This window comes from Streptomyces sp. NPDC055103 (assembly GCF_053607625.1).
In genome coordinates this window covers 133132-146105 of sequence record NZ_JBSGTX010000005.1, presented here as the reverse complement: position 1 = coordinate 146105, position 12974 = coordinate 133132, and the positions used below count along the sequence as shown (strand labels likewise).

Below are 12974 nucleotides of genomic sequence, written 5' to 3'. Positions count from 1 at the left end.
GCGGACCATTGTGGACCGTGCCACCGACAACGCCGACCGCGACCCGGAAGAGGGACATCTGGAAGGGGCGGGAACTTCGCGAGGTGTCGACGCGCTTGCATACAGTGGCAGGACTTTTTCACATCGCGATCGAAGGGACGTACATGCCCATGGGTCACACGGCCACGGCCGAGGCCGGCTCCGGCGGCCTGACAGCGACCGAGCACCGGTTGGCGAACGGCCTGCGCGTGGTGCTCTCGGAGGACCACCTGACCCCGGTCGCAGCGGTCTGCCTCTGGTACGACGTCGGTTCGCGCCACGAGGTCGAGGGCCGCACGGGTCTCGCCCACCTCTTCGAGCACCTGATGTTCCAGGGCTCGAAGCAGGTCCACGGCAACGGGCACTTCGAGCTGGTGCAGGGCGCCGGCGGCTCGCTCAACGGCACGACGAGCTTCGAGCGCACCAACTACTTCGAGACCATGCCCACCCACCAGCTGGAGCTCGCGCTCTGGCTGGAGGCCGACCGCATGGGCTCGCTGCTCGCGGCCCTGGACGACGAGTCCATGGAGAACCAGCGCGACGTCGTCAAGAACGAGCGCCGCCAGCGGTACGACAACGTGCCGTACGGCACGGCCTTCGAGAAGCTGACCGCGCTGGCCTACCCGGAGGGCCACCCGTACCACCACACGCCGATCGGCTCCATGGCGGACCTGGACGCGGCGACGCTGGAGGACGCGCGGAACTTCTTCCGCACGTACTACGCGCCGAACAACGCGGTGCTGTCGGTCGTCGGCGACATCGACCCGGAGCAGACCCTCGCCTGGGTCGAGAAGTACTTCGGCTCGATCCCCTCCCACGACGGCAAGCGGCCCCCGCGCGACGGCTCGCTGCCCGACGTCATGGGCGGGGAGCAGCGTGTGGTCGTCGTCGAGGAGGTTCCGGCCCGCGCGCTGATGGCCGCCTACCGGCTGCCGCACGACGGCACGCGCGAGTGCGACGCCGCCGACCTGGCGCTGACGGTCCTCGGCGGCGGCGAGTCCTCCCGTCTGCACAACCGTCTGGTCCGCCGCGACCGGACGGCCGTCGCCGCCGGTTTCGGCCTGCTGCGGCTCGCCGGTGCCCCCTCGCTGGGCTGGCTGGACGTCAAGACCTCCGGTGGCGTCGAGGTCCCGCAGATCGAGGCGGCCGTCGACGAGGAGCTCGCCCGCTTCGCCGCCGAGGGCCCCACGCCCGAGGAGATGGAGCGCGCGCAGGCCCAGTTGGAGCGCGAGTGGCTCGACCGGCTCGGCACCGTCGCGGGCCGCGCGGACGAACTGTGCCGGTTCGCGGTGCTGTTCGGCGACCCGCAGCTCGCCCTCACGGCCGTCGACCGGGTCCTCGACATCACCGCCGAGGAGGTGCAGGCGGCCGCCAAGGCCCGACTGCGCCCCGACAACCGCGCGGTGCTCGTCTACGAGCCGGTGGCCACCGAACAGAGCGAGAGCGACAGCGACGAGGAAGAGGGAGCGGACCAGTGACCGACGCTGCCGTGTCTTTGACGAGCATGGACTTCCACCCGCGGCCCGAGCCGGGCATCGCCAGGCCCTGGGCTTTCCCGGCCCCGGAGCGAGGCTCCCTGGCCAACGGCCTGACCGTGCTCACCAGCCACCGCCCCGGCCAGCAGGTCGTGGCCGTGGAGATCTTCCTGCCGGCCCCGCTGGACGCCGAGCCGGCCGGTCTCGACGGCGTCGCCACGATCATGGCCCGCGCGCTCTCCGAGGGCACGGACCAGCGTGGTGCCGAGGAGTTCGCGGCCGAGCTGGAGCGCTGCGGCGCCACGCTCGACGCGCACGCGGACCACCCGGGCGTACGGGTCTCCCTTGAGGTGCCCGTCTCCCGGCTGCCCAAGGCGCTCGGGCTGCTCTCCGAGGCGCTGATCGCCCCGGCCTTCCTGGACACCGAGATCGAGCGCCTCGTGCGCAACCGCCTCGACGAGATCCCGCACGAGACGGCCAACCCGTCCCGCCGCGCCGCGAAGCAGCTCTCCAAGGAGCTCTTCCCGGCCGAGTCGCGCATGTCCCGGCCGCGCCAGGGCACGGAGGAGACGGTCGCCGCGATCGACTCCGCCGCCGTCCGCGCCTTCTACGAGGCGCACGTCCGCCCCGGCACGGCCACCGCCGTGGTCGTCGGCGACCTGACGGGTGTCGACCTCGACAAGGTCCTCGCCGAGACGCTGGGCGCCTGGTCCGGCGAGCCGGCCGAGCCGCTGCCGATGCCGCCGATCACCGCGGACGACACCGGACGGGTCGTCATCGTCGACCGTCCCGGCGCCGTCCAGACGCAGTTGCTGATCGGGCGCATCGGTCCGGACCGCCACGACAGCGTCTGGGCGGCCCAGGTCCTCGGCACGTACTCCCTCGGCGGCACGCTGACCTCGCGCCTCGACCGGGTCCTGCGCGAGGAGAAGGGCTACACGTACGGCGTGCGGGCCTTCGGGCAGGTGCTCCGCTCGGACGCCGCGGGGAACGGCGCGTCGATGCTCGCCATCAGCGGCTCGTTCGACACCCCCAACACCGGCCCGGCACTTGACGACCTGTGGAAGGTGCTGCGGACCCTCGCCGCGGAGGGCCTGACCGACGCCGAGCGCGAGACGGCCGTGCAGAACCTCGTGGGTGTGGCGCCGCTCAAGTACGAGACGGCCGCCTCGGTCGCCGGGACGCTCGCCGACCAGGTCGAGCAGCACCTTCCGGACGACTTCCAGGCGCAGTTGTACGCGCGTCTCGCCGAGACGGGCACGGTCGAGGCGACCGCGGCCGTGGTCAACGCCTTCCCCGTGGACCGGCTCGTCACCGTGCTCGTGGGCGACGCGGCGCAGATCGCGGAGCCGGTGCGCGCGCTCGGCATCGGTGAAGTCACCGTCGTGACCGGCTGATCGCACCCGCGGACCCGGCAAGGAAGGCCTCGACGTCACGATTTCGTCGAGGCCTTCCGCTTTGCCCGAATTGAGAGGAATGGGGCGTCTGCCCTGTGGCATGTCTTACAAACAGGCGTGTTTGTTTGGCTATTGAAAGACGATCCGCATAGCGTCGGTGCGGCTGTTCGTCAGTGCACGTGCCGCATTCGCGGCAGCGGACAGTCATCGCCGAGTCCCCGTCAGGCGCGAGCCTGGGGAGCCGGGGACCCACACAGTCCCTGGGGTGAATCGGGCGCCTTCGTCACGCACGGAGGGGCTCGTAGGAGACCTTCCTGCTCCGAACCCGTCAGCTAACCCGGTAGGCGAGAAGGAAGGAAAGGAACAGCCCCTACATGGCGTTCACCCGTGCCACCGGGAAGCATCGTGGGCCGAGCCGGATGGCGCGTCGCAGCGTGGGCATCGCCGGCGTCGCGACACTCGCCACCACCGGCGTCATCGGAACCCTCGCCTCCCCGGCGCTCGCCGCCGACACGGACAACCGCTCCGTCGAGGACACCGGCCTCACGCAGGTGATCACCGAGGACTCCCTCGCGGACCGCGTCAACGCCCAGGTCGCCGCGCAGGAGCAGGAGGCCTTCGAGGCCATCGCCAAGGCGAAGGCCCAGGCCGAGGCTCGCGCCGAGGCGAAGCGCAAGGCCGAGGCCCGCGCCAAGGAGGTCCGTGAGGAGCGTGAGCGCGCCGCCCGCGAGGCCGAGCGCCGCCGCCTCAACTCCTTCCAGCTCCCCGTGGCCGGCTCGTACGTGACCACCGGCTACAAGACCGGCGGCTCCCTCTGGTCCTCCGGCAGCCACTCCGGCATCGACTTCCACGCGTCCTACGGCAGCTCGGTCGTCTCCGTCGGCTCCGGCACCGTCGTCGAGGCCGGCTGGGGCGGCGCGTACGGCAACAACATCGTCATCCGGATGAACGACGGCACGTACACCCAGTACGGGCACCTCTCGTCCATCGGGGTCTACGTGGGCCAGAGCGTCGAGCCGGGCCAGCAGATAGGCGTCTCGGGTTCGAGCGGCAACTCGACCGGCCCGCACCTCCACTTCGAGGCGCGGACGAGCTCCGAGTACGGCTCCGACCTCAACCCCATCTCGTACCTCCGCTCCCGCGGCGTCAGCCTCTGACCCCAGGCGGAAGCCGCTGACGCCACACGGAAGCCCCTGGCGTCACACGCATCGCGTCGCAAAAGCCCCGGCTCGTACTGAGCCGGGGCTTTTCGCTGACCGAAACATATGCGCGGATTCCATGGGGGCATCGGAAATTCCGGCCTGCTGCAATAGAGTCGCAGAGCGGACGCAGAACAGGCGTCGCTCGAATTGTCTCTCGCGGACCAAGGCGGAGGTCGGACATGCGCGTTCCCGCGCAATCGGTATGCACGGCGATCCGGGACGACATCGTCTCCGGCGTCTTCGAGCGGGGCGGGCGACTGACCGAGGAGCAGCTCGCGCGCCGCTACGGGGTCTCCCGTGTCCCGGTCCGCGAGGCCCTGCGCACCCTGGAGTCCGAGGGCTTCGTCGTCACCCGCCGCCACGCAGGCGCCCATGTCGCCGAGCCCACCGAGCAGGAGGCGGCCGATCTGCTCGACATGCGGGCCCTGCTCGAACCCCTGGGCGCCGCCCGCGCCGCACAGCGGCGCACCGAGGCACATCTGAAGGTGCTGCGGGGCCTGGTCAGGCTGGGTCAGGAGCGGGCCAGACGCGGCCAGGGCGAGGACCTGCGCTCGCTCGGCGGCTGGTTCCACGAGACGCTGGCGCAGGCCTCCGGCAGCCCGGCCCTGACGGCGCTGCTCACCCAGCTACGGCACAAGATCGCCTGGATGTACGCGGTCGACCAGCCCGCCCACCCCACCGAGGCCTGGTCCGAGCACGGCGCGATCGTGGACGCCGTCGCGCGCGGCGACGCCGAGCGGGCCAGGGCGCTGACGGCGCTGCATGCGGAGCGCTCGCTGGTGCTGCACCGGCTGAAAAGGCCCGAGCGCGGCCGTGTGAGGGTTTCGCAACATGTCGTCAACACGGCGAGCGTCCGGAATTAACACGTGCACCGTATACAAAGAATAGGAATTCGCTGGAGCTGATGTGCGCTGCCGGAAATACCGGCTCCAGAAAAGCGAAAACCGCGGCCGCCGGAATTCCGGCAGCCGCGGTTTCGTCGTACGGGAAAGGCGGGGTCAGACGGTCTCGGGGAGCTCGTCGAGGCCCTCGGCGACCAGCTTCGCGAGGCGGTCCAGCGCGATCTCGGCGCCCTCGGCCTCCGAGGCGAGGACGATCTCCTCGCCGCCCTGCGCGCCCAGGCCGAGCACCGCGAGCATCGAGGCGGCGTTCACGGGGGTGCCGTCGGACTTGGCGATCGTCACCGGAACGCCGGAAGCCGTGGCGGCACGGACGAAGATGGACGCGGGGCGGGCGTGGAGGCCCTCGGCCCAGCCGACGTTGACGCGGCGCTCAGCCATGGTGTTGCCCTTCAAGTCTCAAGCGGGTTGTCTAGACCAGTCTCTCATGCGGTGCGCGGTGCTCGTGCCGACCTTCGAACCGGATCGGACCGCCCTTCGGCCCTCCCCACCCTGCACGGCGCGCACCCGCGGCGCGACCGGTGCCGGTGGCCCGTACCGGCCGTAGGCTGGCCCCATGCAGAGCGCGTCGGAGCAGTCGGAAGCGGCGGATCGACCGGCATCACCGGCACCGGCCTCCACACCGGAGCACGCCTATCCCGATCACTGGGAGGCCGACGTGGTGCTCCGGGACGGCGGCACCGCGCGCATCAGGCCCATCACCGCCGATGACGCCGACCGGCTGGTCAGCTTCTACGAGCAGGTGTCGGACGAGTCGAAGTACTACCGCTTCTTCGCTCCCTACCCGCGGCTCTCCGCCAAGGACGTCCACCGGTTCACCCATCACGACTTCGTCGACCGGGTGGGTCTCGCCGCGACCGTGGGCGGGGAGTTCATCGCCACCGTCCGCTACGACCGCATCGACGACCGCGGCATGCCCGCCTCCGGTCCGGCCGACGAGGCCGAGGTCGCGTTCCTCGTGCAGGACGCCCACCAGGGGCGCGGCGTCGCCTCCGCCCTCCTCGAACACATCGCGGCGGTCGCGCGCGAGCGGGACATCCGGCGCTTCGCCGCGGAGGTGCTGCCCGCCAACAACAAGATGATCAAGGTCTTCACCGACGCGGGCTACACCCAGAAGCGGAGCTTCGAGGACGGCTCCGTCCGGCTCCACCTCGACCTCGAACCCACCGACCGCTCCCTCGCCGTCCAGCGCGCGCGGGAGCAGCGGGCGGAGGCCCGCTCCGTCCAGCGGCTCCTCACCCCCCGGTCCGTCGCCGTCGTCGGCGCCGGGCGCACCCCCGGCGGGGTCGGGCGGACCGTCCTGCGCAATCTTCTCGGCGCCGGCTTCACCGGCCGCGTCCACGCGGTGAACGCCGCACTCACCGACGGTCCCGCCGAGCTCGACGGCGTCCCCGCCCATCCCTCCGTACAGGCCATCGGCGAACCCGTGGACCTGGCGATCGTCGCCGTCCCCGCCGACCGGGTGCCCGAGGTCGTCGCCGACTGCGGCGAGCACGGAGTACGGGGCCTCGTCGTCCTCTCCGCCGGATACGCGGAGAGCGGCCCGGCCGGCCGGGAGCGGCAGCGCGAGCTCGTACGGCAGGCCCGCTCGTACGGCATGCGGATCATCGGGCCCAACGCCTTCGGGATCATCAACACCTCCGAGGCCGTCCGGCTCAACGCCTCCCTCGCCCCCCACATGCCGGCCGCCGGGCGGATCGGGCTCTTCACACAGTCCGGCGCGATCGGCATCGCGCTCCTCGCCGGGCTCCACCGGCACGGCGCGGGACTCTCCTCCTTCATCTCGGCCGGCAACCGCGCCGACGTCTCCGGCAACGACTTCCTCCAGCACTGGTACGACGACCCGGGCACGGACGTCGTCCTCCTCTATCTGGAGTCGATCGGCAACCCCCGGAAGTTCACACGGCTGGCCCGCCGCACCGCCGCGGTGAAACCGGTCGTGGTCGTCAAGGGCGCCCGGCACAGCGGCAGCGCGCCGCCCGGCCACCGGGTGCCCGTCACCCGCATCCCGCACGCCACGGTCTCCGCGCTGCTGCGCCAGGCCGGGGTGATCCGCGTCGACACCGTCACCGAACTCGTGGACGCCGGACTGCTCCTCGCCGCGCAGCCCCTTCCCGCCGGGCCGAGGGTCGCGATCCTCGGCAACTCCGAGTCGCTCGGACTCCTCACGTACGACGCGTGCCTGACCGAGGGGCTGCGCCCGCTGCGGCCGCTCGACCTGACGACCGCGGCGGGCCCGGCGGACTTCCGGGACGCGCTGGCGGCGGCGCTCGCGGACGAGACGTCCGACGCGGTCGTGGTGACCGCGATCCCGTGGGTGGGGGAGAACGGCGCCACCGAGTCCGGCGACGGAGAGGTCCTCGCGGCCTCCCTGCGCGAGGCCGTCGCGTCCGTCCCCGCCCCGGCGAAGCCCGTCGTCGTCGTCCACGTCGAGATGGGCGGCCTCGCGGAGGCCCTCGCGATCGCCACGAGCACCAGGCCGGCGCCGACGACCACAGGACCGGCGCCGACGGGGCCCCGTACGTCGCCGACGCCGGTCCGCCCCGCGACGGCCGCCACCCCGTCCACGGCCGCAACCGGCACGCGGGCCGGCACCCCGGTCGCCGACGCGACGGGAGGCCGAGGCGCCGGCCCAGACCCAGCCCAGGCCCCCCGCCCGACCACCGAGCCGCCCACCGGCCGGACCCCCGCCCAGACCACCGAGCCGCCCGCCGACCAAGCCGCCACCCAAGCCCCCGCCCCCGCCCCGGCCTCCACCCCCCAGCCGACCAGCATCCCCGCCTACCCCGCCGCCGAGCGGGCCGTGCGGGCGTTGGCCGAGGCCGTGCGGTACGGGCAGTGGCGGCGGCAGGCCGCCGAGCCCGGGCGTGTGCCCGAGTACGAGGACATCGACGAGGCCGGGGCCGCCACGCTCATCGAGCGGGTGCTCGGTGCCGGCGGTGACGCGGACACGCGGGGTGTGACCCTCGACACCGCGGACACGGGGGAGCTGCTCTCGCGGTACGGGATCCCCGTGCTGCCCACCCTCCCCGCGCCCACCCCCGACGCGGCCGTCGCCGCCGCCCGCCGGCTCGGCTACCCCGTCGCGCTCAAGACCACCGCGCCCCACCTGCGCCACCGCCCCGACCTCGGCGGCGTCCGGCTGGACCTGGCCACCGAGGAGCAGCTCCGTACCGCCTACGCCGAGCTGACCGAGGTCCTCGGCAAGCCCGAGGAGCTCCAGCCCGTGGTCCAGGCGATGGTGCCCCGGGGCGTCGACACCCTCGTCCGCTCCGCCATCGACCCCGCCGTCGGAGCCGTCCTCTCCTTCGGGCTCTCGGGCGCGGCCTCCGAGCTCCTCGGCGACACGGCCCACCGACTGGTCCCGGCCACCGACCGGGACGCCGCCGAGCTCGTCCGTTCCATCCGTACCGCCCCGCTGCTCTTCGGCTGGCGCGGATCCGCCCCCGTCGACACCCCCGCGCTGGAGGAACTCCTGCTCAGGGTCTCCCGGCTGGTCGACGACCACCCCGAGGTGGTGGCCGTCTCCCTGGAGCCGGTCGTCGTGGCGCCGGGCGGCCTCTCCGTCCTCGGAGCCACCGTCCGGCTGGCCCCGCCCCCGCCCCGCACCGACCTCGGCCCGCGCCGCCTCCCGAGTTACTGAGGATCGGAGGGGCCCCTGGGCCCCGTAGACACCTCAGGCGCCCAACTCGTCAAGTCGCGCTGCTCTGTGTGGCTCGGGATTCGAACACAGTCGGTTCGCGGTCTTGGGTTGCGCACGGATCTCCGGTCGCGCAAGAGTGCGGCTGGCACGGAGATTAGGGCTTGCGACGGTAGAGCCGGGGGGGGGAGAGTCACGTGTGCAAGATGGATGTGGCCGCCAAGGAGGCGGCGATCGCTCGGTTCCTCCACGAGTACCCGCAGGCTGTTGATGCTGGCCGTGGCCATCCTGCCCTCCAGGGATGTCAGGATGTGCGCTGGTCCGAGTTCCCGGAGTGCCCCGCCGAGATTCCGGTGCTGCTGCACGGTCTTCTCGATCAGACCGCGGCGTCCGAGGCGGAGCGAGTGCTCACCAACTCCATTCTCAACAGCATCGCCGAGATGAACGCGGCCATGCCGACAGTGCTGCCGTTCCTGTTCCGCTTGGCAAGCGACCCACAGGTCCCTGCGCGGTCCGGACTGCTGGATCTTCTGGTCGCTGTCGCCGGGTTCTCCGAGCCGATCGATGGGCGCAACGAGGCCATGGTGCGCTGGTTCGGCAGCGACAACGATCATCCCGAGCGTGAGCAGTGCCGGGCCGTGTTCACGGAACACGCGAGCGTGGTGGCGACGCTGGCGGAGGAACTGATCAGCCCTGCCGATCGAGCGACGCTTCGGCAGGCCGCCGGACTCCTGTGAGGCTTCCGCCCTCAGGCCACTTGCGCGACCGCAGAAGCGGGTGCGGCAAAGGCCACAGCCTCGTCGAAGTGGTAGCCGTGTTGGAGGCAGTGGTAGAGCTGTCCGATCATGCGGTTGAACAGGTTGCGCTGGGCTGAAGCGTGCCAGTCGCCCTGGTCGCGGCGGCGCCGGTAGTGGGCCTTGGCGCCGGGCGATGCGGTGATTGACGAGAAGGCCCAGAGGTAGCCGACGGCGTTCAGACGGTCGTTCTTCACCCACCGTCTGGTGATGGACGACTTCTTGCCGGAGGCCCGGGTGATGGGCGAGGAGCCCGCGTATGCCTTCAGGCCGCGGGCGTCGGCGAACCGGCTGCGGTCGTCTCCGAGCTCGGCAAGCATCCGGGCGCCGAGCTGGGTGCCCAGGCCGGGGAAGCTGAGGATGATCTCAGCGTCCGGGTGCTGAGGGAACGCTTCCTCCACCGCTTCGGCGAGCTGGCCGGCGGCGGTGCACGCGGCCTCCAGCTGAATGAGGAGGGCGAGCATCTGCTTGCCGAGCGCGTCCTCGACCAGCGCGGGCTGGTGGGCCCAGTCGGCCCGGAAGACCTCGCGGAGCCGTTCGGCCTCGGCCTCGATCCCGCGCTGGCGACCTGCCCTTTTGAGTGCAGCCTGGAGCTGGGTACGGGTCAATCGGGCCGCACGGGCCGGTGTGGGTGCGGTCTTGAGGAGTTCGTGGGCCTCGCGCCGGCACAGGTCATTGCGCCAGGGGTCGAAGGCGGCCAGCGCGGAGGGGTAGTACTCCCGCAGCAGGGATCGGAGCTGGTTGGAGATCTGCTGCCGATTCCATGTCGCGTCCTGCTGGGCTCGGGCGAGAACCGCGACGGCCCGGGCTAAATCGGAGTCGTCCGGGAGCGGCCGGTGGGCGTGCATGTCGGTGCGGAGGATGTTCGCCAGGACCAGTGCGTCGCCGGGGTCAGACTTCTTCCGGGAGACCGAGTGGCGGTCGCGGTAGCGGGCGGCGGCCATCGGGTTGATCGCGAACACCTGCCGCTTGCCGGTCCGCAGCACGGCGACGAGCAGGCCGCGGGAGGTCTCGATCGCGACCGGGATCGGGCTGTCCTCAGTGTCTCCGTATTCGGCGAGCAGATCCAGCAGGATCTTGTACCCGGTGGCGTCGTCAGTGATGTGGCGCTTTGCCAGAGTTTTCCTCCCCATGGACTGTTCTTGCTGATCACGAGCTCATGCGGAACCACGCAGCGACCTAATCCCAGGACTCGACACGAGGGTCGGTCCGCCACCTCAGTAGCTGTTCGTGGCACCAGCTCACCCCACGGGCCTCGGTCTATGCGGGAGCTCGGGATGGCTCGGGCGTATCAAGAGGTCACCGTGTGGCGGGCTCGCACCACCAACACCAACGAGTGATCAAGGTGCGGGTGCTGACGCTGGACGGTCCTGGGCGGCGCACGATCTGTCGCGAGGCGTTCAGGCCGTGAGAACTCAAGGCGTCACGCCCAGCACCGACGAACATCAACATCCGCACTGTGGTGGCGGCCGGGAAGGTGCCGAGACCCGCACGATCTCCGTAGAGGCATCGCGTGCCCGGATTACGGAAGGCGTCGCCTCGACACCCGCCCGACCACCATCACAACGAGCGCCAGGACCGCCCACCGATCTACGGGAAGGCTTCACGAGCCCGGATGGAGTCAGATGTCACAGCCCCGGCGCTCTCGAACGGCCCGGCCCCCTTCACAATCGGCCAAGCCGTCCTTACATACGGATTAGGATGGAGCCCATGGCGAAGAGCGGTACGACGACCCAGGGGCTGCGCGCGGCGATCGAGCGCAGCGGCTACTACCCGGCCCTCGTGGCCGAGGCGGTGGAGGCCGCTGTCGGCGGCGAGGCCGTGGCGTCGTACGTGGTGCACCAGGAGACCACCTTCGACGCGAACGAGGTCCGGCGCCACGTCACCGTGCTCGTCCTGACGCCGCACCGCTTCATCGTGAGCCACACCGACGAGCAGGCTGCCGACACCAGCTCCCCGACCCCGTACGCCACGACGTCCACCGAGTCCGTGAAGCTCGACCGGATCGCTTCGGTCGTCGTCAGCCGTGTCGTGGCCAACCCCGAGTCGTACACCCCGGGCACGCCGCCCCGCGAGGTGGTGCTCACCATCGGCTGGGGCGCCGTCTCCCGGATCGACCTGGAGCCCGCCGCCTGCGGCGACGCCAACTGTGACGCCGACCACGGCTACACGGGCAACGCCACCGCCGACGACCTCAGCCTGCGGGTGAGCGAGGCCGGCGACGGCCCGGACACCGTCCGGCAGACCCTCGCCTTCGCCCAGGCGCTCTCCGAAGCCATCGCGGCCACCGCCGCGCCCACGCGCTGATGGTCCAGCCCACCGCCGTCGCTCACGGCTGGCCCGACGACCCGGTCCCGCTGTCCCCGGACACCGCACCGGTGCCCGAGTACACCTTCGGCTCCCTCGGCGACGTGCTCCCGACGCTCGTCGCGGCACAGGGCGTGCCCGGCTTCGCCCCGAGGATCGCCGAGCTGACCCCGGCCGACCGGAACTGCGTCTTCCTGATCGACGGGCTCGGCTGGGAGCAGATCAAGGCCCATCCGGACGAGGCCCCGTACCTCACCTCGCTCCTCGGCTCCTCGCGCGGCGACACGGGCCGGCCGATCACCGCCGGCTTCCCCGCCACCACCGCGACCTCGCTCGCCTCGGTCGGCACCGGCCGCTACCCCGGTACGCACGGACTGCCCGGCTACACCGTGCGCAACCCCGACACCGGCCAGCTGATGAACCAGCTGCGCTGGAGGCCGTGGAGCGAGCCGCGCGTCTGGCAGCCGTACCCCACCGTCTTCCAGCTCGCGCACAAGGCCGGGGTCCACACCGCCCAGGTGTCCTCCCCGATCTTCGAACAGACCCCGCTCACGATGGTCGCGCTCAGCGGCGGAACGTTCCACGGACGGCTCTCCGGCGAGGAGCGCATGGACTTCGCCGCCGAGCAGCTCGCCGCCGGCGACCGCTCGCTGGTCTACACGTACTACAGCGAACTCGACGGCGCGGGACACCGCTTCGGCATCGACTCCGACGCGTGGCGCGGCCAGCTGATGTTCGTCGACCGGCTCGTGCAGCGTCTCGCCGAGCAGCTGCCGCCTCGCTCGGCGCTGTACGTCACGGCCGATCACGGCATGGTCGACATCCCCTTCGACGAGCAGCACCGCATCGACTTCGACGAGGACTGGGAGCTGCGCGCGGGCGTGGCCCTGCTCGGCGGCGAGGGCCGTGCGCGTCATGTGTACGCCGTGCCCGGCGCCGAGGCGGACGTCCTCACCTGCTGGCGCGAGGTGATCGGCGAGCAGTTCTGGGTGGCGAGCCGGGACGAGGCCATCGCCCTCGGCTGGTTCGGCGACGAGATCGACGAGCGGGTGTTCGGCAGGATCGGCGACGTGGTGGCCGCGGCCCACGACGACGTCGCGATCACCGCGTCCGTCAACGAGCCCCACGAGTCGGCGATGGTCGGCATGCACGGGTCCATGACCCCCGCGGAGCAGCTCGTCCCGCTGCTCGAAGTCCGTTCCTGAACCCTGCGCCGCACGCCCTCCCCACGACCTGAAAGGT

Annotated in this window: 9 protein-coding genes, 1 pseudogene and 1 riboswitch; of the genes and pseudogenes, 8 read left to right on the top strand and 2 right to left on the bottom strand. The window is 71.6% G+C overall.

The annotated features are described in order from the left end of the window. Positions 1–149 precede the first annotated feature (149 nt). From ACWFR1_RS05640 to ACWFR1_RS05625, 4 genes are all read left to right on the top strand, one after another. A complete protein-coding gene (locus tag ACWFR1_RS05640; RefSeq protein WP_453546899.1) occupies positions 150–1496 on the top strand; it encodes a M16 family metallopeptidase in 1347 nt (448 codons plus the stop codon). A gap of 26 nt (positions 1497–1522) precedes the next feature. Continuing rightward, a complete protein-coding gene (locus ACWFR1_RS05635) occupies positions 1523–2890 on the top strand; it encodes a M16 family metallopeptidase (protein ID WP_453546897.1) in 1368 nt (455 codons plus the stop codon). A 198-nt stretch (positions 2891–3088) separates the two neighbouring features. Beyond that, a riboswitch (cyclic di-AMP (ydaO/yuaA leader) is annotated at positions 3089–3251 on the top strand. Between the two features lie 13 nt (positions 3252–3264). Continuing rightward, positions 3265–4047 carry a M23 family metallopeptidase gene (locus ACWFR1_RS05630; protein ID WP_453546795.1) on the top strand — a complete coding sequence of 261 codons (783 nt, stop codon included), beginning with the start codon at positions 3265–3267 and terminating at the stop codon, positions 4045–4047. A 224-nt stretch (positions 4048–4271) separates the two neighbouring features. Continuing rightward, positions 4272–4955 (top strand): GntR family transcriptional regulator, encoded by a 684-nt coding sequence (locus ACWFR1_RS05625; protein WP_453546793.1) that lies wholly within the window; start codon positions 4272–4274, stop codon positions 4953–4955. Positions 4956–5090: 135 nt separating this feature from the next. Here ACWFR1_RS05625 and ACWFR1_RS05620 read toward each other — a convergent pair whose 3' ends face one another. Further along, on the bottom strand, positions 5091–5372 hold the full coding sequence (locus tag ACWFR1_RS05620) for an HPr family phosphocarrier protein (RefSeq protein ID WP_384147749.1): 282 nt from the start codon (positions 5370–5372) through the stop codon (positions 5091–5093). Between the two features lie 175 nt (positions 5373–5547). Between ACWFR1_RS05620 and ACWFR1_RS05615 the strand changes: the two genes are divergently transcribed. Then, entirely contained in the window at positions 5548–8634 is a 3087-nt protein-coding gene (locus ACWFR1_RS05615; RefSeq protein WP_453546791.1) for a GNAT family N-acetyltransferase, read from the top strand. Positions 8635–8828: 194 nt separating this feature from the next. Next, positions 8829–9368 carry a hypothetical protein gene (locus tag ACWFR1_RS05610; protein ID WP_453546789.1) on the top strand — a complete coding sequence of 180 codons (540 nt, stop codon included), beginning with the start codon at positions 8829–8831 and terminating at the stop codon, positions 9366–9368. A gap of 11 nt (positions 9369–9379) precedes the next feature. Here the strand turns inward: ACWFR1_RS05610 and ACWFR1_RS05605 are convergent. Beyond that, positions 9380–10543: pseudogene (locus ACWFR1_RS05605) on the bottom strand (IS110 family transposase); the annotation flags it as partial. 592 nt (positions 10544–11135) lie between these two features. On the opposite strand from ACWFR1_RS05605, the gene ACWFR1_RS05600 reads away from it, so the two are divergent. Both ACWFR1_RS05600 and ACWFR1_RS05595 read left to right on the top strand, forming a co-directional pair. Further along, the gene (locus ACWFR1_RS05600; RefSeq protein ID WP_453546787.1) at positions 11136–11732 is read left to right on the top strand and encodes a DUF5998 family protein; all 597 of its coding nucleotides are present in this window, start codon (positions 11136–11138) and stop codon (positions 11730–11732) included. Further along, positions 11732–12937, top strand: a complete 1206-nt coding sequence (locus tag ACWFR1_RS05595) for an alkaline phosphatase family protein (protein ID WP_453546785.1) — start codon at positions 11732–11734, stop codon at positions 12935–12937. Before ACWFR1_RS05600 ends, ACWFR1_RS05595 begins: the two co-directional genes overlap by 1 nt. Positions 12938–12974 lie beyond the last annotated feature (37 nt).

Excerpts from the sequence above, each read along its gene's own strand:
- ACWFR1_RS05640 (WP_453546899.1), top strand. The coding sequence starts at position 150 with ATGGGTCACACGGCCACGGCCGAGGCCGGCTCCGGCGGCCTGACAGCG.
- ACWFR1_RS05635 (WP_453546897.1), top strand. The coding sequence starts at position 1,523 with ATGGACTTCCACCCGCGGCCCGAGCCGGGCATCGCCAGGCCCTGGGCT.
- ACWFR1_RS05630 (WP_453546795.1), top strand. The coding sequence starts at position 3,265 with ATGGCGTTCACCCGTGCCACCGGGAAGCATCGTGGGCCGAGCCGGATG.
- ACWFR1_RS05625 (WP_453546793.1), top strand. The coding sequence starts at position 4,272 with ATGCGCGTTCCCGCGCAATCGGTATGCACGGCGATCCGGGACGACATC.
- ACWFR1_RS05620 (WP_384147749.1), bottom strand. The coding sequence starts at position 5,372 with ATGGCTGAGCGCCGCGTCAACGTCGGCTGGGCCGAGGGCCTCCACGCC.
- ACWFR1_RS05615 (WP_453546791.1), top strand. The coding sequence starts at position 5,548 with ATGCAGAGCGCGTCGGAGCAGTCGGAAGCGGCGGATCGACCGGCATCA.
- ACWFR1_RS05600 (WP_453546787.1), top strand. The coding sequence starts at position 11,136 with ATGGCGAAGAGCGGTACGACGACCCAGGGGCTGCGCGCGGCGATCGAG.
- ACWFR1_RS05595 (WP_453546785.1), top strand. The coding sequence starts at position 11,732 with ATGGTCCAGCCCACCGCCGTCGCTCACGGCTGGCCCGACGACCCGGTC.